This is a genomic window from Kitasatospora sp. NPDC091335 (genome assembly GCF_044757205.1).
In the GTDB taxonomy this organism is placed as follows: Bacteria; Actinomycetota; Actinomycetes; order Streptomycetales; family Streptomycetaceae; genus Kitasatospora.
In genome coordinates this window covers 1-22,147 of sequence record NZ_JBIVUM010000023.1, presented here as the reverse complement: position 1 = coordinate 22,147, position 22,147 = coordinate 1, and the positions used below count along the sequence as shown (strand labels likewise).

Genomic DNA, 22,147 nt, shown 5'->3' with positions numbered 1-22,147 from the left:
GGCCCCCGTGCCGGTCACCATCACCGCCGTCGAGAGCACCGACCTGTTCGTCGGCCCGGAGGAGGCCCCGCGCCAAGTCCTGCGGGTGAGGCTGGAAGGCCCGGCCGCCAGGATCACTGTCCGCGGTCCGGGCGTCCGCGGCGAGGCCACCGGCACGGGGCCGGTCGACGTCCCGCTGGAGATCAGCGGGGCCTCGCCCGGCGACCGACTGCCCGTCGTCGTCAGTGCCTTCGCCCGATCCTCTGCCGAATCCTCTGCCGAGGCCTCCGTCGAAGCCCTGCTCGACGTCGCCGAGCCGGGCTGGACGATGTTCCTGGTCTCGCACTTCCACTACGACCCGGTCTGGTGGAACACCCAGGCCGCGTACACCTCCCCGTGGGAACTGCTCTCCGCCGACGCCACCACCCGGCCGCTCTGGGAGCGCAACGGCTTCGCCCTGGTCGACGCGCACCTGGACCTCGCCCTGCGGGACCCGGTGTACAAGTTCGTGCTCGCCGAAGTCGACTACCTGAAGCCCTACTTCGACCAGCACCCCGAACGCCGCGCGACACTGCGCCTGCTGCTGGAGCGAGGGCAGGTCGAGCTGGTCGGCGGCACCTACAACGAACCGAACACCAACCTCACCGGCGCCGAGACCACCATCCGCAACATCGTCCACGGCATCGGCTACCAGCGCGACATCCTCGGCGGCGACCCGCAGACCGCCTGGCAGCTCGACGTGTTCGGGCACGACCCGCAGTTCCCCGGCCACCTCGCCGCGGCCGGCCTCACCGGCAGCGCCTGGGCGCGCGGCCCGTTCCACCAGTGGGGACCGATCCAGAAGAACTTCCGCGAGGCCAAGGACGACGCCCGGGTGATGCAGTTCCCGAGCGAGTTCGAGTGGATCGCCCCCGGCGGCGAGGGCGTGCTCACCCACTACATGCCGCACCACTACTCGGCCGGCTGGTGGATGGACTCCTCCGCCGACCTCGCCACCGCCGAACAGGCCGTCTACGAGCTGTACCGGAAGCTCAAGCCGGTGGGCGCGACGAAGAACCTGCTGCTGCCGGTGGGGACGGACTACACCCCGCCGAACAAGTGGGTCACCGAGATCCACCGCTCCTGGGCCGCCAAGTACCTCTGGCCCCGGTTCGTCTGCGCCACCCCGCGCGACTTCCTGGACGCCGTGCGCGCCGAACTCGCCGCCACCGGGCGCCGGCCCAGCCCGCAGACCCGGGACATGAACCCGGTGTACACCGGCAAGGACGTCTCCTACATCGACACCAAGCAGGCCCAGCGGGCGGGCGAGGTCGCGGCGGTGGACGCGGAGAAGCTCGCCACGCTCGCCTCCGTCCACGGCCTCGGCCGCTACCCGGCCGCCGCCCTGGACAAGGTCTGGCGCCAACTCGCCTACGGCGCGCACCACGACGCGATCACCGGCTCCGAGTCCGACCAGGTGTACCTGGACCTGCTCGGCGGCTGGCGGGAGGCGTACGACCTGGCGTCCGGGGTGCGGGACGCGGCGCTGGACGCGCTCACGGCGCGGATCGCCACGGCGGGGGCGGGCGAGGCGATCGTGGTGACCAACACCCTCTCCTTCGACCGGACCGGCCTCGTCTGCGTCGAACTCCCCTCCGTCGTACGGTCGGTACGAGTGATCGACGACCGGGGCGAGGCGGTGCCGAGCGCCGTCGACCGGGGGACGCTGCGCTTCCTGGCCACCGACGTGCCCGCGCTCGGCTGGCGCACCTGGCGGCTGGTGGAGGGCGCCGCGGAGCAGCCGTGGACGGCCGCCGACGGCTTCGTGATCGAGGGCGACCGGTACCGCGTCACCGCCGACCCGGCGCGCGGCGGTGGCCTCAGCTCGGTGCGGGACCTGCTGCACGACCGGGAGTTGATCCAGGACGGCAGGATAGGCAACGAGCTGCGGGTGTACGAGGAGTACCCGCAGCACCCCGACTTCGGCGAGGGCCCGTGGCACCTGGTGCCCAGCGGCCCGGTGGTCGGATCCGGGGACGCCGGGGCGTCCGTCCGCCGGGAGACCGGGCCGCTCGGCGAGCGCCTGGTGAGCGAGGGCACGGTCGACTCCGTCCGCTACGAGCAGACCGTCACGCTCTGGCGCGGCCTGGACCGGGTGGACTGCCGCACCCGGGTGATCGACTACTCCGGCGCCGACCGGCTGCTACGGCTGCGCTTCCCGGTGGACGTGCCCGGCGGGCTGCCGGTCAGCGAGGTCGCGGGCGCGGTCGTCGGGCGAGGCTTCGCGATGCCGGACGTGGACTCGGCGGAGGCGCCGTGGACCCTGGACAACCCGGCCAACACCTGGTTCGGGCTCGGCGCCACGGCACGCGTCGACCTCGCCGACCCGTCGGGCGCGGTCGTCGGCTCGCGCGCCCTCGGCGTGGCGGAGGTCGTCGTCCCCACCCTGGACGACGCGGCCGACGCCCGTCCGCTGGTCGTCGCGCTCGCCCGGGTCGGGGTCACCGCCACCACCTCGGGAGCGGACTGGGCCCGGTACGGGTGGCTGGACGTGGACTCCAACCTGCCGGACTTCCGGATCGTCGTCGGCGGGCCAGAAGTCAGTGAGGCCGCCGCGGAGTTGCTCGCCTCGGCGGGGGAGGAGTACGCGGCCGCGCTGAAGGCGCACGGCGCGGTGTGGGTGCCCGCGGTGACCCCGCTCGCCGAGGTCTGGCGCCCGGACGCCGACCTGCGCGACCTGCGGGCACTGCCGGCGCTCGTCGTCTCCGACGTGGCGGCGCTGGTCGACGACCTGGCCGACGCCCGGGTCACCGTCGTCTGCCCGTCTCCGGTGGACGACCAACTCGCCGACCACACAGTCGCGTTGCTGAGCTTCGGCCTGCCCGGGTTCGCCGTCGACACCACCGGAGCGCTGCACCTGTCGCTGATGCGATCCTGTACCGGCTGGCCCTCCGGCGTCTGGATCGACCCGCCCCGGCGCACCCTGCCCGACGGGGCCTCCTTCCAACTCCAGCACTGGACCCACGAGTTCACTTACGCGCTGGTGGGAGGGGACGGCGACTGGCGAGACCAGACGCTGCCCGCCCAGGGGCAGGAGTTCATCCACCCGCTGTACGCCCGGATCGTTCCGGCGCAGGAGGGGCCGCTGCCGGCCACCCTGTCCTGGCTGCGGGTCGAGCCCCAGCGCGAGGTACTGCTGGGCGCGCTCAAGCCGGCCGGGAACCCGATCGCGCACGGCTCGGCGGCTGCGGTCGGGGGCGATCTCACCGTCCGCCTGGTCGAGTCGACCGGTCTCGGGCGGACGGCGCGGCTGGGCGGCGCTCTGGGCCTGAGCGCGCTGCGGCCGGCCGACCTGCTGGAACGGCCACTTCCGGCCGGCGGCCCCGCCCTCGACCTGCCCGGCTCGCGGATCGCCACCCTGCTCGCCTCCCCGACCGTGTCGGCTCCGGCGGCGGAGAAGGACCTCGGCCCGACGGCGGAGGTCGCCCAGCCCGTCCACGCCCGCTACTGGCTGCACAACCGTGGCCCGGCGCCGCTCGGGTACCTGCCGGTGTCCGTCGGCGCCTCGCCCGGGCTGCTGCGGACGGCGGGGGAGCCGGTGACGCTGTCGGTCGCCCTCTCCTCGCAGCTGCGGGACGCGGCGGTCGAAGGCACGGCCAGGGTGCTGCCGCCCGAGGGCTGGACGGCCGACCTCGGGAGCCGCCCGTACCGACTGGAGGCGGACGGGGCCCTGCGCTTCCCGGTCACCCTCACCCCGCCGGCCGGGGCCGAGCCGGGGCTGTACTTCGCGGCCGTCCGGATCGAGCACGACGGTCAGCGGATCGAGGACGTGGTGACGATCGCCGTGGGTGATCTGCCCGAGCTGCTGCCTGTGCCCGGCGAGACCCCCGAGGACTGGACGATCGCCCAGGGCACCAAGGCCGAGGTCGGGCGCGACACCGGTCTGGACGTCGCGGTCCCGCACGAGACCCTGCGGCTGGCCCCGGGCGGCCGGGCCGCGCTGAGCCTTCGCCTCACCAACCGCACGCGCGGCGAGATCCGGGGCGAGCTGCAACTGGTCTCGCCGTGGGGCACCTGGGAGGCCATCGCCGACCCGGTGCGCGGCTTCTCCGTCCCGGCCGGCTCCTCCGCGACCGTGGACTTCGCGCTCACCGTCCCCGAGTCCACCGACCCGGGCCAGTACTGGGCGCTGGCGAAGGTCATGTGGTTCGGCCGCTGCCAGTACGCCCCCACCGTCGCCCTGGTGGTGGAGGCATGACCACGCTCGGCCTCCTTGACGGAGTGCCCCTCTCGCGGACGGCTCTCGACTACCGCCTGACCGCCCTCCGGTCGGGCCCGCGCGCTACCGCCCTGCCACAGCCGGGGAGTTCGGAGGACCGGCAGCTGACCCGGTGGGTGGCGCAGGTACTCCTCACCGAGGCCCTCTGCGAAGCGGTAGCCACCGAACGCGACCTCCCCGTCGGCTCCTCACGTCCTGCCCACCTCGACCAGCAGGCCGCCGTCGAGCTGGGCTCCATCACGGCGGCGGCGTACGAGGGCAGCGCGGCCGTCCGCGCCGTCTACGAGGCGGTCACCGCCGGTGTCGAGCCCGCACCGGCTGACGTCGCCCGTTACCGCGGCATGACCGCCTGTCCTCCGGTCATCCGCTGGCATCTCGCACTGCCCGACGGCGAGTTGGAAGCCGACCCGGCAACCCTCCCGACCGTGCTCACCGAGGCCCTCCGCGCAGCGCCGCCGGGCGAGTGGGTCACCGCCGGCCCCTGGAAGGCGGTGCTCCTGGAGGTCACCACGCCCGCGCCTGCCCCCGATCCCACCTCAGCTCTACGAGAAGCCGCCCGCCGAGCGGAGTTCGTCCGCTGGCTCGACCGGGAAAGGGCCCGACGCCTCACCCTGGTCAAGGGCCTGGAACACCCGGGAGACCCCGCCCAACCGGACAACCACCACCGCCACTGAGCACCCACCCGCGCCCGCCGTGCCCGCCCGAGCGCGGCGGGCAGATCACTTCGTCAGGCCGCGGCCGTGATTGGCGCGGTGGTGTTCGACGTCGGCGAGTGCTTGGTGGACGAGACCCGGGAGGAATCGACTCACTCGGTGAGCCGCCGGAGCTGATCGTGAAGGCTGATGCCGAAGTGAACCGAGAGTCGCCGACCAGGAGCGCAAGCGGCCGGTGCCCCTCTTCGGACCGGCCGTGGGCGGACAAACGGTGGTGGACGTACGAAGCTGAGGGGGCCGGCGCATGCGGGCACCGCGCCGCTCGACCCCGTACAGAAGGGTTCCACCATGGCTGCCACCTCGTCCACCGCCACCCCCTCCTCCGCAGGCGCGCAGCGCGCCGTGCGGGTCGCCGCCCCGGGCTCGGCGCCCGAGCTGTCCGAGGTCCCGGTCCGCGAGCCGGGGCCGGGGGCGGTGCGGATCGCCGTCGAGGCGTGCGGCGTCTGCCACTCGGACCTCCTGATCGCCGGTGGTGCGCTGCCGGGCACGACCTTCCCGGTCACTCCCGGTCACGAGATCGCGGGCCGGATCGACGCCCTCGGCGAGGGGGTGGAGGGCTGGAAGGCCGGTGACCGGGTCGCCGTCGGCTGGTACGGCGGCAGCTGCGGGCGCTGTGACGCCTGCCGTTCGGGTGACGGCATCCACTGCCCCGAGCTACAGGTGCCCGGCGCGGCGTACCCCGGGGGCTACGCCGACAGCGTCGTCGTCCCGGCGATGGCCCTGGCCGCGATCCCCGACGGGCTGACCGCCGCCGAGGCCGCGCCGCTGGCCTGCGCCGGGATCACCGTGTTCAACGCCCTGCGCCGCTCCGCCGCCGGGCCCGGTGACACCGTCGCCGTCCTGGGCGTCGGCGGGTTGGGCCATCTGGGTGTGCAGTTCGCCCGTGCGATGGGTTTCCGCACTGTCGCCATCGCCCGTGGGGCGGAGAAGGAGCCGCTGGCTCGCCGACTCGGTGCCGAGCACTACATCGACAGCACCTCCGGTGACGTCGCCCAGGCCCTGCGGTCGCTCGGCGGCGCGAAGGTGGTCCTGTCCACCGTCACCAACGCCGCCGCCATGGCCGCCACCGTGGACGGGCTCGGCCGGCGCGGCGAGCTCGTCGTCGTCGGCGTCTCGGCCGACCAGCTCGCGATCAGCCCGTTGCAGCTGATCACGGGCGACCGCAGGGTCTACGGCCACTCCTCGGGTACCGCCGTCGACACCGAGGACACCCTGCGCTTCGCGGCCCGCACGGGCGTCCGGGCGTGGATCGAGGAGGTCCCGCTGGAGGAGACCGCCGCCGCGGTGGCCAGGATGGCCGGCGGCCTGGCCCGCTTCCGCATGGTCGTCACCACCGGCCGCTGACCACCCGGCCGGCGCCGACTACCGGGCACTGTGGGCGCGGTGCGGCTCGGATCACCGGCTGCGCCCGTCGGCAGCGGCGGCCACGACCCGCGCGGGGTGGACTACCGGTCTGAAGGCGTGCCGTTCTTCCGGAGCCATCCGGCGATCAGGTGCTCGGCGGTGGTCACCGCTTCGTCGGGGTCGGCGGTTTCGAGCGCCGTGCCGTCGGGCTTGGTGCTCACGCGGTACAGCGCTTCGGCGGTGAGGGTGATGGTCACCGGGGCGACCACGGCTCCTCCCGGCCCGGCGAGCGGGCCGGTGCTGAAGAGGAGCGAGGTGTGGCTGGTGAAGGGGAAGAAGCCGCTCAGTGTGCTGCTCCGCGCCCGGTCGACGAGGGCGGCCATGATGGGAGGCACCCAGGTGGTGGTGGAGTTCCGGGCGTGCTCGTCCCAGTGCGCGGCCGCGTCCGCCTGGAACTCCCACGCCGATGCGAGCGTCTCGCTTCCCTCGGTGCTCTCTCCCTCGGCCTGGACGTCCATCGCCCCCTCCTTTCGCGGCGCCGGACCGTGCCGGGCCTGTCTGCTCAACCCCCGGCAGGCCGGTTGTGGTTCCCCGAGGGGGAGGCGGTGGCCGGTGCGGGGGTGGCGGATGCCTCCGGTGGTTCGAGCGGGGACGGGCCGCCCGCTCTCGGGCCGCTGCGCCGCTCCGGGCTGCGAGCGCTTCTTCGTCGACACCGGCCGCCGCACCCCGCAGCGCTACTGCACCCCGCGCTGCGCCACCCGCGTCCGGGTCGCCGCCCACCGGGCGCAGCGGGCCTGACGTCCCCTCCCGCTACGGCGAAGCAGCCGAACCCCGGCGCGAGGTTCGTACACCGAGCCGACTCGCCGACCCCATCCCCGTGGTGCGGGACGTTCCCCTGGGGCGCCGAGGCCGTCCCGGTGCCGCCGGGAGGCGGGTCACCGCCCGGGCCCGACTCCGCCGTTGACGACAGTCGTTCGACTACGTCACGCTCGATGGACTGCCGAGGGGGGCGAGCAGTCGGCCGTCACACCACACGCCGCCCCGATGCCCCGGCCCGGATGTCCACCGTGCAACCGTGTGGAGGTACCGTCATGTCCAAGCGCCGTCTCGCCGTCCCCGGAGCCGCCGTCGCCGCTCTGACCCTCGCCGCCCTGTTGCTCCCGGCCGCGGCCGCGGCCACGGCCGCCCCCGTCGCGCCGCTCGCCGACTCGTGCACCCAGAACTGGAGCATCAGCTCCGGCGAGGGCTACGCGAACGGCAAGTGGTGCAACTACAACACCAAGGTCGTCGGCACGGTCCACGACACCAAGGCGGACGGCCGCTGTCCCTACGTCAGCGGCAAGCTCTCCAACGGCGGGCACGTCGACAGCGACTGGGCCGGCGGCAAGGGCAAGTCCCGCTCCATCGCCATCTACGCCCCCTCCGACACCCACTTCACCAGCCTCTCCATGCGCTACATCGGCTGCTGACACCCGGCCGCGGACGGCACCGACGGCACCGACGGCATCGGCGGCACCGACGGCACCGACGGCATCGGCCCGTCCCCGCCGGTGCCACCCGGAACACGTCGGCCCCCTCCGAGCTCGGAGGGGGCCGACGTGGTGCTGCCGGGGCCGGTGCCGAAGGCCCGCCCGGAGGCCGACATCCGGGGTTCCCGGATCAGACACACCAGCAGGTGCCGAATCAGTCGGTCGTGCAGGTCGTCGGAGCGGTGACGGCCGTCGGAACCTTCAGAACCGTCGGGCCGTCAGAGCCGTTCCGGCACCGGGTTGCCGACCGCCTCGATGGCGCGGCGGACCGGGACCTTCAGCAGGACGGCGAAGCCGATGACGAAGAAGACCAGCAGCGAGATGATCGCCGAGCGGTAGCTGCCGGTGAGCTGGTAGGCGAGGCCGAAGACGAGCGGCCCCATCCAGCTGGTGCCGCGATCGCTGATCTTGTAGAAGCTGAAGTACTCGGCCTCCCGGCCGGGCGGGATGAGGTGGGAGAAGAGGGAGCGGGAGAGCGCCTGGCTGCCGCCGAGCACCAGGCCGATCATGCAGGCCAGGGCATAGAACCAGGCGGGCTGGTGGGCGGGCATGAAGTAGCCGAGGGCCAGGGTGACCACCCAGCCGACCAGGGAGCCGAGGATGGTCCGCTTGGCGCCGTAGCGGTGGGCGATCCGGCCGAGCAGCAGGGCGCCGCCGATCGCCACGACCTGGACCAGGAGGACGGCGGTGACCAGCGAGGTCTGCTCCATGCCGAGTTCCTCGCTGCCGTAGAGCGAGGCCTGGGAGACGACGGTCTGGATGCCGTCGTTGTAGCAGAGGAAGGCGGCGAGGTAGAGCAGGGTGAGCGGGTGCTCGCGCATGCCGCGCAGGGTGCGGGCGAGTTCGCGCAGGCTGCCGGTGGCGGGCTCGGCGGGCTTGCCGCCCTCGGAGGGTGCCGCGGTGCGGCTGGGAGCGACGCCGGCCCGGGAGGGCAGCCGCAGCAGCGGGACGATGGTGAACAGTGCCCACCACAGGCCGGCCGAGGCCAGGCAGATCCGCACGGCGGTGCCGGAGTCCAGGCCGAGCGCGTCGTGGCCCTGGAACACCGCGAGGTTGGCTATCAGCAGCAGTCCGCCGCCCGCGTAGCCGTAGGCCCAGCCCTTGGAGGAGACCCTGTCGCGCTCGTCGGGGGAGGCCAGGCCGGGCAGGTAGGCGTAGGAGAGCGCGACCGAGACCGCGTACGAGATGTTGGCGACCACCAGCAGCGCGCCGCCGAGCAGGTAGCGGTCGCCGTCGAGGAAGAACATCCCCATCGTGGCGAGCGAGCCGACGTACGCGAAGCCGCACATCAGCTCCTTGTGCCGCCCGGTGCGGTCGGCGAGCGTGCCGGTCAGCAGCATCACCGCGACCGAGAGCAGCACGGAGAAGGAGACCGTGTACGGGAAGAACGATCCTGCGCGGATCGACAGGCCGAGCGGGTGCACGTCGCCGGCCGCGTCGGCGGCCTCCTTGGCGACGGTGGTCAGGTACGGGCCGAGGAACACCGTCAGCACGGTGGCCGAGAAGGCGGCGTTGGCCCAGTCGTTGACGTACCAGCCGAACTGCATCCGGCGCAGGGCCCGGCCGTCGTCGGTGGCCGCGGGGCCGGTCGGTGGGTCGTCCGGCAGGTGCGCCGTCGCCGGGTTCGTGGTGCTCATGGGGTCCCCATCACCGTGCTGGAGCCGGTACTGCCGTCCGTCCAGCAGCCGCGCTCGCCGAGGACGTCCCGCAGGACGTCGATGCGATCGGCCATGATGCCATCCACGCCCAGGTCGAGGAGAGCCCTGATCCGTGTGGGATCGTCCACAGTCCAGACGTGCACCTGGAGGCCGAGCCGGTGGGCGGTGCGGACGAAGGCCCGGTCGACCACCCGGACGCCCCGGTGCCGCTCCGGCACCTGCGCGCAGAGCCCGGCGAACGGCGCCCCCGGCCGTCGGGAGAGCGGCCGGGCGGCGAACGGTGGCAGGAACGATTCGGCCAGCGAGCGCAGCCGCAGCCGGGCGACCTCGCGCGGGCCGAGCGAGGTGGCCAGCCGGGGGCCCGCGGCGGCGCGGACGGCGGCCAGCCGGGCGTCGGAGAAGCCGCCGACGCAGACCCGGTCCCAGGCGTCGGTCCGGCGGATCGCCTCGACCAGCGGCCCGACGGCCGGTGCCGCCTTGACGTCGATGTTGAAGCGGACCCCGGGAAACGCGCCGAGCAGGTCCTCCAGCAGCGGCACCGGCTCGGCCCCGCCGATCCGGGCCTGCCTGACGGTCTCCCAGGGCAGCTCGGCCACCGCCCCGGTGCGGTCGGTGACCCGGTCCAGACGGGAGTCGTGGAAGGCCACCAGTACGCCGTCGGCGGTCGCGTGGACGTCCGTCTCCAGGCAGCGGTACCCGAGCGCGACGGCGGCCTCGAAGGCGGCGAGGGAGTTCTCGGGGCGCCCGAGGTCACCGCCCCGGTGCGCGAAGGCGAGCGGCCCGGGATGGTCGAGGAAGGGGTGCATGCGGTGCTCCGGGCTGCGGGGAGAGGGACCCGACGGGCCGGGGAGACCGGGATCCGCCGGGGCGACAGCTCGTTACAGTATTACGCACCTTGTCAAGCAGTAACGAGCTACTGCATCCCGCCGCCGCACGGCGGCGTCCGGCTCCGGGCCCACGACGCTCCAGCGGTCGTCGGCCGAGGCGTTGTCCCTCCAGGCGCCGCTTGAGAAGCGCTCGCCGACGGCGAGGCTCGCCGCGGGCTCCTCCGCGTCGGGCGGCCGGCCGCGGGGGCGGGCCCGGATCCACGGCCGGCGCCAGGTGCAGGGGATCGCTGCCCGGCGTCATGGCCTGCCGTGCGACGGCTGCCGAACAGGGCCAACAGGCAAGGGGGGAACGCCACATGATCGAACTCGCTGCCGAGAACGGCGCGTTGCCCGTCGAGCACGAGGCGCACTGGCTCGCCGAGTTGCCCGACCGCGAGGCGATCCCGTGGCTGGACGACCCCACCCACCCCAACGCCGTCGGCCACCGCAGGATGGCCGACCACATGCTGCGCACGCTGGGGTTGGGCGAGCCCACCGAGCTGTGAGCCGGGGGCGAGCGGCTACTGCTGCTCCCCGGCCACCGGCCAGGGCACCAGCGTGGCCCTGACCGCCGCCTACGTCCTGGCGGGCGAACCGCACGCGGCCGGCGGCGACCACCGTACGGCCTTCCCCGCCTACGAGCGGCGGCTGCGCGACCACGTGGACGCCAACCGGGCGATCCTCAAGCTGACCGGCGACCGGAAGGACCGGTCCGAGACCGTCATGAACCTCGGACAGGCCGACCCGGTGCTGGAGGCGGCCTACCAGGCCGCCCTGGACTTCGACCTGCCGGACTACTGACGCCCGATTGACGCCCTGACGCCCCGCCGGAGCCCCTGACGCCCCGCCGGAGCCCCCGCCCCCGGCCTACCGGTCGGCGGCCGGGGACAGCTCCGCGGCGAGCCGGCGCAGCTCCGGCCCGTACTCGGGGTTGGCGAGCGCGGCGGCGAACTGGGCGCGCAGGTAGGCGGCGGGGTTACCGGTGTCGTACCAGGTGCCGTCGATGACCTGTCCGTAGACCGCGCGCCGGGCCGCGTAGGCGTTGATCGCGTCGGTCAGGTAGACCTCGTCCTCGGGCTTCTCGTGCCAGCGCCGGGTCAGTTCGCGCAGCTCGTCGACGATGCCGGGGGTGATGACGTAGCCGCCGATCGCCGCGTACGAGGAGGGCGCGTCGGCCGGCTTCGGCTTCTCGACCAGGCCGGAGATCCGCAGCGAACCGCCGCCGAGGTCCTCCTTCACCACCGGCACGCCGTAGCGGTAGGAGTCCTCGGGCGCCATCGGCATCAGCGCGAGCACCGGCGCGTTGGTCTGCTCGTACGCCCGGATCAGCTGCTGCGCGCGGGGGACCTCCGCGACGAAGACGTCGTCGGGCCAGAGCACCAGGCAGGGCTCGTCGCCGAAGTGGCGGGCGGCGTTGAGCACCGGGGTGCCGTTGCCGTACGGCCCGTGCTGGTAGAGGTAGCTGATGTGGCCCTTGCGGGACAGCTCGCCGACCTCCTCGACCGCCGCCGCGAAGGCCTCCTTGCCGTCCCGGCGCAACTGCTCGACCAGGACCGGGTTGGGGCGGAAGTGCTCCTGGATCATCCCCTTGTCGCCGTTGACGACGATGGTGATGTCGGTGATGCCGCTCTCGATCAGCTCGCGCACGGTGTGCTCGATCACCGGCTTGTCGCCGACCGGCAGCATCTCCTTCGGCGTGGCCTTGGTCAGCGGCAGGAGGCGGGAGCCGAGCCCGGCGGCGGGGATGACGGCTCGGCGGATGGTCCGGGGGGCCATGGGGAGCTCTCTCGTTTCGTCGGTGGTGCTGCGCCGTGGTGACGCGGCGTCACGACCGACGCTATCAATGGGTGACAGGCCATCAGGTGGACGGTTCCGGTACGGAAGATGGCCCCCCGGCGGCCGTCCGGCCGCACGGGCCGGCGGCGACCCGAGGGAGCCGGGGGGACCGGGGGGCGCAGGGGGCGCGGGAGACTCGTGCGAGATTGTCCGGTGGAGGACGTCAAGACCGCGGCGTCCGCTCCGACCACCGGCCGAAGGGGCCCCGACGGGGCTCGCCGATCCGAGGAGGACGACATGAAGTTCCTGATCAGCCTGCACCTGAACCCGGCCGTGCTGGACGCGCTGACCGACGAGGAGAAGGCGGCGATCGGTGGCGGGCACGGCCGGTTCATCGAGGAGCTGAAGGAGTCCGGCGAGCTGATCCTCACCCAGGCGCTGGTCGACCCCTCGCAGGCCGCCGTGGTGACCGTCCGCAACGGCCAGCCGGTGGTGACCGACGGGCCGTTCCTGGAGGCCAAGGAGTTCCTGGGCGGCTTCTACCTGGTCGACTGCGAGGACAGGCAGCGCGCGATCGACCTGGCCGCCCGCATCCCGGACGCCGCGATCGAGGGGCTGGGCGTCGAGGTGCGCCAGGTGATGTTCTCCGACGGACACTTGGACGCATGACGGCTCCGGACTTCGAGGACCTGCTGCGTGGGCTCACGCCGCAGGTCCTCGGCACGTTGGTACGACGGTACGGCCACTTCGAGGGGTGCGAGGACGCGGTGCAGGAGGCGGTCCTCGCCGCCGCCGTGCAGTGGCCGTCCGAGGGGGTGCCGGCCAACCCGCGCGGCTGGCTGGTGACGGTCGCCTCGCGGCGGCTGATCGACCAGCTGCGCGGCGACCGCGCCCGGCGCGAGCGGGAGTGGGCGACGGCGGCGGCCGAGGTGGTGCCGGAGGACGTGCCGGACACCGACGACACGCTGCTGCTGCTGTTCCTGTGCTGCCACCCGGCGCTGACCGCCGCCTCGCAGACGGCCCTGACGCTGCGGGCGGTCGGCGGGCTGACCACGGCCGAGATCGCCCGCGCGTTCCTGGTGCCGGAGGCGACCATGGCGGCCAGGATCAGCCGGGCCAAGCAGCGGATCAGGGCCGCCGGCGGCTCCTTCGAGCTGCCCGGGGCGGCCGGATCCGAGGGCGGGGTGCCGGCCGACGGGCACGAGGAGCGGCTGCGGGTCGTCCTGCACGTGCTCTACCTGATCTTCAACGAGGGCTACACCGCCTCCTCGGGCGACGAACTGCACCGCCTCGACCTCGCCCGTGAGGCGATCCGGCTGACCAGGACGGTGCGCGCGCGGCTGCCGGAGGACGGCGAGGTCGCCGGGCTGCTCGCGCTGATGCTGCTGACCCACGCCCGCCGCGCGGCCAGGACCACGGCCTCCGGGGACCTGGTCCCGCTGGCCGAGCAGGACCGCACGGCGTGGGACCGCGCGCTGATCGAGGAGGGAACGGACCTGGTCAAGGCGGCCCTGGCCGGCCCCGAACTCGGCCCGTACCGGCTCCAGGCGGCGATCGCCGCCACCCACGCCGACGCGCTCGCGGCCGAGGACACCGACTGGCGGCAGGTGTACGCCCTGTACCTGATCCTGGAGCGGATCGCGCCCAACCCGATGGTCACCCTGAACCGGGCGATCGCCCTCGCCGAGACCGAGGGCCCCGAGGCCGGCCTGGCCCTGCTCGCCACCCTGGACACCGACGCCCGGATGGCCGGGCACCACCGGCTGCTGTCGGTCCGGGCCCACCTGCTGGAGCGGACCGGCGACCGGGCCGGGGCGTACGAGCAGTACCGGCGCGCGGCCCGGGCCACCGCGAGCCTCGCGGAGCGCAGGTACCTGGAGGCGCGGGCGGGCCGGGTGCGGCCGGCCCGGTGAAATCCCCGGGCCGGGCCCGTGAGTTCCCGGCCGTCCGGTGAGTTCCCAGGCCGTCCAGACGAGCCGTCGGCCGCCTCGACGGGCCCTCGGGCCGTCCGGTTCGGAGCCCGTGCGTACCGGAACGGGCGAATCGCACCGTGCCGCCGGGCCCTTCTTGCTCCCGAATCGTTGCGCACGGCGGCAGGCCGGCCGAGAACGACCACCCCAGGACAACCACCGGAGGTTCCCCATGACGGACGAGCCCGCGACGACGGACGAGCCCCAGCCGCCGCCGTACCGCAGCTACACCTGGGACGGCGGGGACGGCGCCGTCCACATCACCCTGTATCCGGGGGAGGAGGAGGCCGACGAGGAGCGCAAGGCCGGGTTCCGGGCGATGGGCGCCCGGTTACTGGCCGACCTGATCGCGGAACGGGAGGCCGAGCACACCCCGCCGTTCCCCGGCGTGCCGAACCTCCGCCTGATCCGCGGCGAAGGCCGGGCCTGAGCCCTCCGGCGCCGGCGGCCGTGCGGACGGCGTGGGCGGCAGCGGCGGTTCAGCCCTTGCCGCCCGCCTTCAGCACCTGGGCCGCGGCCACGCCCGCCGCGCTGAAGCCGTGGCCGCCGCCCTCGACCTCGGCGGCGACGGCGAGGTCGCCGCGGTAGGCGATGAACCAGCTGTTGTTGGCCTGGCCGCCGGCCTCGACGGTGCCGGTCTTGGCGCCGATCTGGCCGGACAGGCCGGCCATCGGGGTGCGGGCGGTGCCCTGGGTGGCGGTCTTGTTCATCATGGCGCGCAGGTCCCTGGCGACGTCGGCCGGGAGCTTGCCGGGCGCCGACACGCGCTTGGCGTCCTCGCGCAGCACGGGCTGGCGGAACGTCCCGTTCTGCACGGTGGCGGCGACCGAGGCCATCAGCAGCGAGTTGACCTGGATCTGGCCCTGGCCGATGTACTGGGCCGCGGCCTCGTCCTTGTTCCCGGGCGCCGGGATGGTGCCGTCCCGGCTCGGGATGCCGATGTGCCACTCCAGGCCGAGGCCGAACTGGTCGCGGGCCACCTTGCCGAGGGTGCCGGGCTGGAGCTTCTCCAGGCCCTTGTCGATGAAGCCGGTGTTGCAGGAGTGGGTGAAGTCGTCGGTGAGCGTGTAGGACGGGAAGTCGCCGCGCTCGTCGTTGTGCCAGGCGCGCGGGGAGTTGGTGGTGTCCTTGCACGGCACCACGGTGTCCGGGCTCACCCCGGCCTCCAGCAGGGCGGCGGAGGTGATCACCTTCATCGTCGAGCCGGGGGCCTGGCCGCCCGCGACCGCGCGGTTGAAGCCGCCCTGCGGGGCGTTGGCGATCGCCAGGATGTGGCCGGTGCTCGGCTGGATGGCCACCAGCGAGGCCGGATTGCCGTTCGCCGACTGCTGCTTGACGGCCTCCTCGGCGGCCTGCTGGAGGTCGGCGTCCAGGGTGAGCCTGACCTGCGGGGCGCTCGGCGGGGTCAGGACGAACAGCTGCTCCGGCTCGCTGCCGCCGCCGCCCGAGAGCACCACGGCCCGCCCGGTGACGGCGGTGGCGCCGTCCGGCGGGGCGATCTGGGGGAGGACGGCGCGCAGCGACGGGAAGGTGTCGAGCGGCCGGCCCTTGCGGTCGGTGGGCTTGGACACCGGGTCGGGCAGCGTCTTCACCGTGATGGTGGTGACCTGGGTGAGCCGGGGGTGGATCACGGACGGCTTCCAGCGCACCACGGGCCGCCCGTCCTGGGAGCGGACGAAGCTCAGCACGCCGTCGTACTCCCAGGCGTCCGGGGTGCCCTCGAACTCGGCCTTCACGTGGAAGCCGAGAGCCGGCTCGCTCGGGGCGTCGGCCGGCGCGCGGCCCGTCCCGGTCAGCGCGAGCGAGCGGGCGCCCACCTGCTCGTGGAACGTGCTCAGCGCGGCGCGCGCCGTCTCCGGGTGGTCCGTCAGGCCGGCGGCCGCGGTGACGTCGCCCCGGCTCCAGGCCGCCAGGAACTCCTTGGCCGCCGACCCGGCCTGCTCGGCGGTCGGCGGCTCCTGCGGGGCCTTCGCCGCGGTGTCGGCGCTCTGCCCGCCGCCACCGGCGGAGGGACCGTTGTCCGTCACCGCGGTCAGCACGTTGTAGGCGCCGTAGCCGCCGACGGCCAGCAGGGCGGCGAACACCCCGCCGGCCGCCAGCATCACGACCTTGCGGCCGGTCGAGCCGCGCGGGGCCGGGTCGCCCTCGGCACCGTCCTCGGTGTGGAGGCCGTACCCGCCGTCGTCGTCGGCGAGTTCGTCGTACTCCCGGGAGGCGCCGTGGCCGTCGTACCCGTCGTACCCGTCCTGCCCCTCGGGTGTGCCATCCGCGTCGTACCGGCCGTACCGGTCGTACGCGTCCATCGGATCGAGCTCGTCGTGCCGGTCGTTCTTCCGCTCCCCGGACATGGTCCGTCCCCCCTGAGATGCCGCTTCCGCGGCGGGCCCGCCCTTCGGTACGCCGGCCCGCCGGCCCGGTGGACGAAGGTCCGTTCGAGCGCGGACCAGCCTATGCCGGGGCACGGGATCGGTCGACAGCGGGACGGCCCGCCCGGCGTCGGGCCGGGCGGACCACCTCATGGGTACGGGCCGGTCAGGCCCACGGAACGGTCAGACCCACGGGTCGGTGAAGGACCGGCCGGGGACGGGCTTGGCGACCAGCGCGATGGCGGTGAAGAAGTTGACCTGCCCGATGGCGAGCATGAGCGTGGTCAGCGCCTTGTCGTCGTAGTGCCCGGCCACCTCGGCGTACAGCGCGTCCGGCACCCGCTCGCCGTGCGGGTTGGGCTGGAGGACGGCCTCGACCAGGGCGAGCGCGGCGCGCTCGGGGGCGGTGAAGTAGGGCGAGTCCGTCCAGCCGGCCACCGAGGCGATCCGCTCGGGCGACTCGCCGGCCTTGCGGAGGAATCCGGTGTGCAGGACGGTCAGGTAGGTGCTGCCGGCGATCTGGCCGGCCCGCAGCTGGACCAGGCTGATGGTGGCGCGGGGGACCGAGTGGTTGCCGGTGGCCTTGAACAGCGCGGCCGAGACCTCGGCGAGCTCGGGGACGAGCCCCACCGGGTCCTGGGCCAGGCGCGGGCGCAGCGGGATCTCGGCGGTGATCGGGCGGGCGGTGATCGGGAGGGCGTTCATCGTGGTGTTCCTCTTCTCGCGGGTGAACCGTGCGGTCACCGGTCCGACGGATCGCGGCGCGGGTTTGTGACAGCCCGGCCCGCCCGGACGCCGAAGACCGATCCGGCGAGCAGCAGGGCGACCAGCGCGAGCAGCGGCGGCGTCCAGGAGCCGCTCGCGGTGCGCAGGGCGGAGGTGAGCGCCGGGCCGGTGGCGGCGAACAGGTAGCCCCAGGTCTGGGCCATCGTGGAGAGCGCGGCGACGTGGTCGGCGTCGGTGCCCCGGCGGACGAACAGGACGGCGGCGAGCGCCTGTCCGCCGCCCATGCCGATGCCGAGCACGGCGGCCCAGAGCGGTGCGCCGGCGGCGGGGGCGAGCACCACGCCGAGCAGGCCGGACACGCAGACCGCCACCACGCCCAGGATGTGCGGCCGCTGGCTGCGGCCGGCGGCGGCCAGGGCCGGGGCGAGGAAGCCGCCGGCGGCGAGGCCGAGGATCAGCACGGCCTGGTCGGTGCCGGCGGCAGTCCGGCTCAGGCCGGCGTCGACCAGGACGGTGGGCAGCCAGGCGAGCGTGGCGTAGAAGACCAGGGTCTGGACGCCGAAGAACACCGTCAGGCTCCAGCCGAGCGCCGTCCGCCCGACCCGCCGGCGCCCGGCGGGGGCGGCGGAGACGGGGGAGGGGGCGGCGTTCGCGGCCCGCTCGCGGGCCACCCGCAGCTGCGGCGCCATGCCCGCCGCCGCCAGCGCCGCCGGGACGACGGCTATCGCGACCGCGGCCTGCCAGGACCAGGCGACCGCGACCGGCGCGGCCAGCGCGGCGACGACCGCGGAACCGACGCCCATGGACAGCGCGTAGACGCCCGTCGCGGTGCCGATCCGGCGGGGCGCGAAGCGGGCCCGGACGAACACCGGGACCAGCACGTTCACCACCGCCACCGCGGCGGCCACCAGCACCGTGCCCGCGTACAGCCCGGGCAGGCCCGCCGTCCGGAGCAGCGCCCCCGCCAGCAGCAGCACACTGGCCCAGAACAGCCCGCGCTCCTCGCCGAGCCGCCGCCGGGCCAGGGCGCCGAGCGGGGCGAACAGCCCCATGCCCAGCGGCGGCAGCAGGGCGAGCAGCGTCACCGTGCCCGGGCCCCAGCCGGCGACCGGCGCGAGCGGTCCGATCTGCCCGAACGCGACCCGGGTGTTGAGGCTGAGCAGGACGAAGCCGAGGACGAGCAGGGCCCCGGCGGCCCGTGGGGTGCGGGCCGGGGCGGGCGCGGTGGTGACCGGCGCGGTGGTGAGCGGCATGAGTGGCGAGCCCTTCACTGCGAGAGGAGGTTAGGCTTGCCTAAGCGTTCTCGCTCAAGCGCGCTTGAGCGCAACCCGGTTCACCCCTCAGGCGGTCACGGCATGGCGGAACTCCACTCGATCACCGAGGTCGCCACGGCCTTCGGCCTCTCGGTGCCCGCGCTGCGCTACTACGAGGAGTGCGGCCTGATCGCCCCCACCACCCGCCGCGGCCGGGTCCGTTACTACGACCGCGAGGCGCTGGAGCGCCTCGCCCTGGTCCAGCTCTGGCACGTGGACGGGATGATCCCGGTCAGCGGGACCGCCGCCGTGCTGGCCAGCGAGCAGGCGGCCGAGCGCAAGGCGCTGCTGCACGCCCAGCGGGAGGAGATGCTCACCCGGGCCCGCCGGCTGGAGCACGCCGCGGCAGTCCTCACCCACATGCTGCTCTGCACCCGGGACCGCCCGCTGGACTGCTCCACCACCCGGGCCCACATCGGCGCCCGGGTGGACGCGGCCCTGAACGGCGAGCGGCTCGCCGACGGCTTCCTGCCCGCGCCGTCGGACGGCCTCGTGCGGCCGGACGGCACCGCGAGTCCGGACGGCCCGGCACGCGGCACCGCGCCGTAGCGGGCCTCAGCCCAGTACCGCCGGCGTCGGCCCGTCCGGCCGTACGGTGATGCTGTACGCCGAGCCGGACGGCCTGGACCGGAACGTCAACGGCCCCATCGGCAGTAGGAGTTCCAGCAGTGCCGTGGTCTCGCGCAGCGCGAACCTGGTGCCGAGGCAGGCGCGTGCGCCGAGGCCGAACGGGAAGTAGGCGCCCAGCTGGGCGGGGCGGTCCGCACCGGGGGAGAAACGGGCCGGGTCGAAGCGCTCGGGGTCGGGCCACAGCGCAGGGTCGCGGTGGGTGAGGTACGGGCAGACCAGCACGTCCGTCCCGGCGGCGATCCGGTGCCCGGCGATGACGTCGTCCTCGGCCGCGTGCCGGGGCAGCAGCCAGGCGGACGGGTAGAGCCGCAGGGTCTCGCTCACCAGCGCCTGCGGATCGGCCGTCCGGGCCTCGGGGTGGCGGTCGAGCAGCAGGAAGAGCCAGGTGAGCGTGGTGGCCGTGGTCTCGTGCCCGGCGACGAGCAGGGTGACCAGCTCGTCGCGGATCAGCCGGTCGGTGTACTCCGGGAACCGCTCGCCCGCCTCGACCAGCATCCGGAGCACCCCCGGCTCCTCGGTCGGGCCGGCCGAGCGCGCCGCGTCGATCGCCGCGTGCGCCACCGCGTCGATCCTGGCCAGGTCCCCGGCGACGGCGTCCCTGGCGTCCGCCGCGTTGCTCGGCAGCGTCGGCATCGCGGCCACCACCCGCTCCACCGAGCGGAGTTCGCGATCCGTACGGTCGTCCAGCGGCAGCCCGGTGAGCGCCCGCCAGACGGTGTCCAGGGCGAAGCCGCGCATCTCCTCGCCGACGTCGAAGGTCTCCCCGCTGCGCCGGTACCCCGCCCAGCGCTCGGCGGTGCGGCGCGCCGCCGCGGCGATCCGCCGCTCGTAGCGGTGCATCCCGGCGCCGGTGAACTGCGCCTGCAACAGCCGCCGTTGTCGCTTCCAGGCGTCCCCGGTGGCGGACAGCACGCCGTCCCCGACCAGCATCCGGGCCCGGTGCGAGCGCTTGACGTACCGCTCCGGGTGGCGGCCCAGGACGTGCTGCACGGCGGCCGGGTCGGTGACCAGGACGGTCGGCGCCGGGCCGAGCCGGAAGGCGGCGAGGCCGCCGACCCCGCGCTGCGCCCTGGCCAGCAGGTCGACCAGCTCGGCCTCCTCGGCCCGCCACTGCTCGACGACCTCGGCGCCCAGCTCGGGTACCGGGCGGGTGTCCGTGCTCACGGGGGTGGTCCTTCCGGTCGGCCGGCGGCGCGTCTGACGGTGTGTCCGCTCCGACTCTATGCCAGGGGCGGGGGCCGTCCGGCCTGCCCCGAACGGGTGGCCGCCCCGGCCGGAGACAGCGCGGCGGCCCGCCCGGCCCGGTCCGCACGCGTACCGTGCGGCGGGGCCGACCGGCCCCTGCTCGCTGCGCGGATGGGAGAACTCATGCCCGGGACCCGGCACTTCGGAGGCGGCAGGACCCGCCGCCCGGCCCGGCTGAGCCCCTGCCCCCGCACACGGCTGCGCCGCGGTCCGTCCCCCTCGACGGACTGCGGCGCAGCGGTTCAGTGGGCGTCAGTGCGCCTCGGTCACAGGGCCTGCCAGAGCGCCGGGACGATCGACGGCTCCCAGCCGACCTGGGCGGTGTGGCCCTGGAGGCAGCGGTAGCTGACCCCGTTGTAGGTCACCACGTCACCCGCCTGGTAGGTGGTGCCGGGGGTCCAGGTGCCACCGGGGTTCGGCGAGTCGTTGCCCACCACCAGCGAGAAGCTGGTGCTGTGGGCGGCCGCGCCGGTGCCGGTCAGGGTGATGTTGTAGGTGCCGGTCGCGGTCGAGGCGGAGGTGGCGACGGTGACCGTCGCCGAGCCGCCGGACTGCACCGAGGACGGGCTGAAGGAGACCGTCACGCCCGCCGGGGCGCCCGAGGCGGTCAGGTTGACCGTCTGGGCCGAGCCGGAGGTGGTGGCGGTGGCGACCGTCGCGGTGGCGGACTCACCGGGCTTGACGGTGGCGGTGGCCGGGTTCACCGAGAGGGAGAAGTCGTTGGTGGGCGTGGTGCCGCCGACCGAGGTCTTCCAGATGGTGTACGCCACGCCGTCGGCGCTGCGGTTCAGCACCGTCGCGTCGATGTTGTTGGTGGTGTCGCAGGACGAGTGGTAGCAGGAGTCGTACGAACGGCCCGCCGTGCCACCCCACTTGGCGGCCTGAGCCGAGGTCTTGGTGTCGCTGGCGCCGGCCGCGTAGCCCGAGGTCGGGATGCCGGCCTGCTGGAAGGAGTAGTCGTCCGAGCGGCCCTGGCCCTCGACGTTCTCCTCCGGCCTGAGGTTCAGCGAGTCCCAGTAGGCCTTCATCGGCGCGGAGGCCGCGGAGTTGATGTTGTTGATGAAGTAGCCGGCGTTGGTCGAGGCGATCATGTCGAAGTTGTAGTACGACTTGATCGCGGAGCGCTGGGAGGAGCCCAGCTGGGCGACGTAGGACTGCGAGCCCTGGAGGCCCTGCTCCTCACCGGTCCACCAGGCGAACCGGACGTGCCGGGTCAGGCTGGGGTTCTGCTGGGCGAGCACGAGCGCGTTCTCCAGCAGGGTGGCCGAGCCGGAGCCGTTGTCGTTGATGCCGGGGCCGGCCGAGACGCTGTCCAGGTGGGCACCGAACATGGTGACCTGGTCGGCCGGGCCGCCGGGCCAGTCGGCGATCAGGTTGTTGGACTGGTAGGTGCAGGAGGTGCAGGTCTGTTCGCTGACGGTGTAGCCGGCCGCCTGGAGCTTGCCCTTGACGTACGCCAGCGACTGGCTGTAGCCGGCGCTGCCCGCCCGGCGGTGGCCGCCGTTCTGGTTGGCGATGGTGTTCAGCTGCGCCAGGTGGGCCTGGATCTTGGCGACGTCGATGTCGGGCGCGGACCCGCCGGGGTTGCCCCCGCCGCCGACCGTCAGGCTGTACTGGGCGGTGTGGGTGGCCGTTCCGGTCCCGGTGACGGTGATCTGGTACGTCCCGGCCACGGCGGCCGAGGAGGCCGACAGGGTCAGGGTGGAGGACGAACCGGCCTGCACCGAGGTGGGGTTGAAGGTGGCGGTGACGCCGGCGGGGAGGCCGGAGGCGG

20 protein-coding genes are annotated in these 22,147 nt (G+C 74.2%); 11 read left to right on the top strand and 9 right to left on the bottom strand.

Features of this window, described 5'->3' with window-relative positions; translation table 11 throughout:
• Positions 1–7: 7 nt before the first annotated feature.
• The 3 genes from ACIQOW_RS34535 to ACIQOW_RS34525 all read left to right on the top strand — a co-directional run bounded on the left by ACIQOW_RS34535 (position 8) and on the right by ACIQOW_RS34525 (position 6,294).
• Positions 8–4,216, top strand: a complete 4,209-nt coding sequence (locus ACIQOW_RS34535) for an NEW3 domain-containing protein (protein WP_401091712.1) — start codon at positions 8–10, stop codon at positions 4,214–4,216.
• On the top strand, positions 4,213–4,911 hold the full coding sequence (locus tag ACIQOW_RS34530) for a hypothetical protein (RefSeq protein ID WP_401091710.1): 699 nt from the start codon (positions 4,213–4,215) through the stop codon (positions 4,909–4,911). Before ACIQOW_RS34535 ends, ACIQOW_RS34530 begins: the two co-directional genes overlap by 4 nt.
• Positions 4,912–5,238: 327 nt before the next feature.
• Positions 5,239–6,294, top strand: coding sequence for an alcohol dehydrogenase catalytic domain-containing protein (locus ACIQOW_RS34525; RefSeq protein WP_401091708.1), 1,056 nt, complete (start codon positions 5,239–5,241; stop codon positions 6,292–6,294).
• Positions 6,295–6,395: 101 nt separating this feature from the next.
• Here ACIQOW_RS34525 and ACIQOW_RS34520 read toward each other — a convergent pair whose 3' ends face one another.
• Positions 6,396–6,812: a DUF6193 family natural product biosynthesis protein gene (locus ACIQOW_RS34520; RefSeq protein ID WP_401091706.1), complete on the bottom strand. Its 417-nt coding sequence runs from the start codon at positions 6,810–6,812 to the stop codon at positions 6,396–6,398.
• 118 nt (positions 6,813–6,930) lie between these two features.
• Here ACIQOW_RS34520 and ACIQOW_RS34515 point away from each other — a divergent pair, with 118 nt between their 5' ends.
• Complete coding sequence (locus tag ACIQOW_RS34515) at positions 6,931–7,092, top strand: CGNR zinc finger domain-containing protein (protein WP_401091704.1); 162 nt, start codon at positions 6,931–6,933, stop codon at positions 7,090–7,092.
• Positions 7,093–7,385: 293 nt separating this feature from the next.
• A complete protein-coding gene (locus ACIQOW_RS34510; protein ID WP_401091702.1) occupies positions 7,386–7,763 on the top strand; it encodes a hypothetical protein in 378 nt (125 codons plus the stop codon).
• 278 nt (positions 7,764–8,041) lie between these two features.
• Here the strand turns inward: ACIQOW_RS34510 and ACIQOW_RS34505 are convergent, their stop codons facing one another.
• Positions 8,042–9,460, bottom strand: coding sequence for an MFS transporter (locus ACIQOW_RS34505; protein ID WP_401091700.1), 1,419 nt, complete (start codon positions 9,458–9,460; stop codon positions 8,042–8,044).
• Positions 9,457–10,287 carry a glycerophosphodiester phosphodiesterase gene (locus tag ACIQOW_RS34500; protein WP_401091698.1) on the bottom strand — a complete coding sequence of 277 codons (831 nt, stop codon included), beginning with the start codon at positions 10,285–10,287 and terminating at the stop codon, positions 9,457–9,459. The genes ACIQOW_RS34505 and ACIQOW_RS34500 overlap by 4 nt, the downstream gene beginning before the upstream one ends.
• Positions 10,288–10,664: 377 nt before the next feature.
• Here ACIQOW_RS34500 and ACIQOW_RS34495 point away from each other — a divergent pair, with 377 nt between their 5' ends.
• Both ACIQOW_RS34495 and ACIQOW_RS34490 read left to right on the top strand, forming a co-directional pair.
• Complete coding sequence (locus ACIQOW_RS34495; RefSeq protein ID WP_401091696.1) at positions 10,665–10,853, top strand: hypothetical protein; 189 nt, start codon at positions 10,665–10,667, stop codon at positions 10,851–10,853.
• A 52-nt stretch (positions 10,854–10,905) separates the two neighbouring features.
• Positions 10,906–11,148, top strand: a complete 243-nt coding sequence (locus ACIQOW_RS34490) for a hypothetical protein (RefSeq protein ID WP_401091694.1) — start codon at positions 10,906–10,908, stop codon at positions 11,146–11,148.
• A 66-nt stretch (positions 11,149–11,214) separates the two neighbouring features.
• On the opposite strand, the gene ACIQOW_RS34485 is transcribed toward ACIQOW_RS34490, so the two are convergent.
• On the bottom strand, positions 11,215–12,123 hold the full coding sequence (locus ACIQOW_RS34485) for a UTP--glucose-1-phosphate uridylyltransferase (RefSeq protein WP_401091692.1): 909 nt from the start codon (positions 12,121–12,123) through the stop codon (positions 11,215–11,217).
• Between the two features lie 297 nt (positions 12,124–12,420).
• Between ACIQOW_RS34485 and ACIQOW_RS34480 the strand changes: the two genes are divergently transcribed.
• The 3 genes from ACIQOW_RS34480 (at position 12,421) to ACIQOW_RS34470 (ending at position 14,523) form a co-directional block, all read left to right on the top strand.
• Positions 12,421–12,792 (top strand): YciI family protein, encoded by a 372-nt coding sequence (locus tag ACIQOW_RS34480; protein ID WP_188299435.1) that lies wholly within the window; start codon positions 12,421–12,423, stop codon positions 12,790–12,792.
• A complete protein-coding gene (locus tag ACIQOW_RS34475; protein ID WP_401091690.1) occupies positions 12,789–14,036 on the top strand; it encodes an RNA polymerase sigma factor in 1,248 nt (415 codons plus the stop codon). Before ACIQOW_RS34480 ends, ACIQOW_RS34475 begins: the two co-directional genes overlap by 4 nt.
• A gap of 229 nt (positions 14,037–14,265) precedes the next feature.
• Positions 14,266–14,523, top strand: a complete 258-nt coding sequence (locus tag ACIQOW_RS34470) for a hypothetical protein (RefSeq protein ID WP_401091688.1) — start codon at positions 14,266–14,268, stop codon at positions 14,521–14,523.
• Between the two features lie 49 nt (positions 14,524–14,572).
• Here ACIQOW_RS34470 and ACIQOW_RS34465 read toward each other — a convergent pair whose 3' ends face one another.
• The 3 genes from ACIQOW_RS34465 to ACIQOW_RS34455 form a co-directional block, all read right to left on the bottom strand.
• Positions 14,573–16,441 (bottom strand): penicillin-binding transpeptidase domain-containing protein, encoded by a 1,869-nt coding sequence (locus ACIQOW_RS34465; protein ID WP_401091686.1) that lies wholly within the window; start codon positions 16,439–16,441, stop codon positions 14,573–14,575.
• Positions 16,442–16,642: 201 nt separating this feature from the next.
• Positions 16,643–17,164 carry a carboxymuconolactone decarboxylase family protein gene (locus tag ACIQOW_RS34460; RefSeq protein WP_401091684.1) on the bottom strand — a complete coding sequence of 174 codons (522 nt, stop codon included), beginning with the start codon at positions 17,162–17,164 and terminating at the stop codon, positions 16,643–16,645.
• Positions 17,165–17,199: 35 nt separating this feature from the next.
• Entirely contained in the window at positions 17,200–18,438 is a 1,239-nt protein-coding gene (locus tag ACIQOW_RS34455) for an MFS transporter (protein ID WP_401091682.1), read from the bottom strand.
• Positions 18,439–18,540: 102 nt separating this feature from the next.
• On the opposite strand from ACIQOW_RS34455, the gene ACIQOW_RS34450 reads away from it, so the two are divergent.
• The gene (locus ACIQOW_RS34450; protein ID WP_401091680.1) at positions 18,541–19,047 is read left to right on the top strand and encodes a MerR family transcriptional regulator; all 507 of its coding nucleotides are present in this window, start codon (positions 18,541–18,543) and stop codon (positions 19,045–19,047) included.
• A gap of 6 nt (positions 19,048–19,053) precedes the next feature.
• On the opposite strand, the gene ACIQOW_RS34445 is transcribed toward ACIQOW_RS34450, so the two are convergent.
• Both ACIQOW_RS34445 and ACIQOW_RS34440 read right to left on the bottom strand, forming a co-directional pair.
• Positions 19,054–20,292 (bottom strand): cytochrome P450, encoded by a 1,239-nt coding sequence (locus ACIQOW_RS34445; protein ID WP_401091678.1) that lies wholly within the window; start codon positions 20,290–20,292, stop codon positions 19,054–19,056.
• 347 nt (positions 20,293–20,639) lie between these two features.
• Positions 20,640–22,147: M28 family peptidase (locus tag ACIQOW_RS34440; RefSeq protein WP_401091676.1), on the bottom strand; the 1,508-nt coding region annotated here is incomplete at its 5' end.